Genomic DNA, 807 nt, shown 5'->3' with positions numbered 1-807 from the left:
TTCGTTATACGACATCACCTAGAATTTTATCCAATGTAAAAAATAACTATTGACAATAGTATCGCAATACGTTAGTATTTAATTGTGATCATTGGTTTTGCCGACAAAAAAACTGAAAAAGTTTGGAAAGGTGAGTTTTCTAAAGATTTACCAACAGAAGTTCAGAATCAAGGCAGAAAAAAGCTTAGGATGATTAATAATGCTCATAATATTGAAGATCTAAAAGTTCCACCAGGCAATAAGTTAGAGCTTCTAAAAGGCGACAGAAAAGGTCAGCATAGTATTCGAATTAATGATCAATGGCGGATCTGTTTTAATTGGGACGGAAATAACGCTTCTTTAGTAGAAATTGTTGATTACCATTAAAAAGGAGATTATATGAAACGTTTAGCAAACATACATCCTGGACAAATACTATCGGAAGAGTTTCTTACTCCATTAAAAATTACTGCCTATCGACTGGCAAAGGAAACTGGTATTCCACAAACAAGAATCAGTCAAATTCTACTATATAAAAGATCCGTTTCCGCTGATACGGCCATACGTTTATCAAAATTCTTCGGAACTACTCCTCAATTCTGGCTTGGTTTACAAAATGATTATGATCTGGAAGAAGAAATGCTGAAAAAACAGAAAGAATTTAACGGAATTCACAATTACAAAGATTTAGCAATAGCTTCTTAATTCTTTACTAATACAAAGGTGACGTCGTATAACAGCTACTAACCGCTTCACTTCGGGACTTACGCCCTCGTTCGGTCTACGACACATAGGCTTTTGTCACTCCTCTTGCTTACGCAAGCGTCG

The 807-nt window shown here is 35.3% G+C and carries 2 protein-coding genes; both read left to right on the top strand.

Annotated elements, in window-relative coordinates; all coding sequences use genetic code 11:
- The first annotated feature begins 84 nt into the window (after positions 1–84).
- A complete protein-coding gene (locus tag EHQ16_RS19590) occupies positions 85–366 on the top strand; it encodes a type II toxin-antitoxin system RelE/ParE family toxin (RefSeq protein ID WP_135637400.1) in 282 nt (93 codons plus the stop codon).
- 12 nt (positions 367–378) lie between these two features.
- A complete protein-coding gene (locus EHQ16_RS19585; RefSeq protein ID WP_135637398.1) occupies positions 379–684 on the top strand; it encodes a HigA family addiction module antitoxin in 306 nt (101 codons plus the stop codon).
- Positions 685–807 lie beyond the last annotated feature (123 nt).

This window comes from Leptospira kanakyensis (genome assembly GCF_004769235.1).
Taxonomy (GTDB): Bacteria; Spirochaetota; Leptospiria; order Leptospirales; family Leptospiraceae; genus Leptospira_A; species Leptospira_A kanakyensis.
The sequence above is the reverse complement of the archived record's forward strand: the minus strand, read 5'-3'. Positions and strand labels throughout refer to the sequence as shown.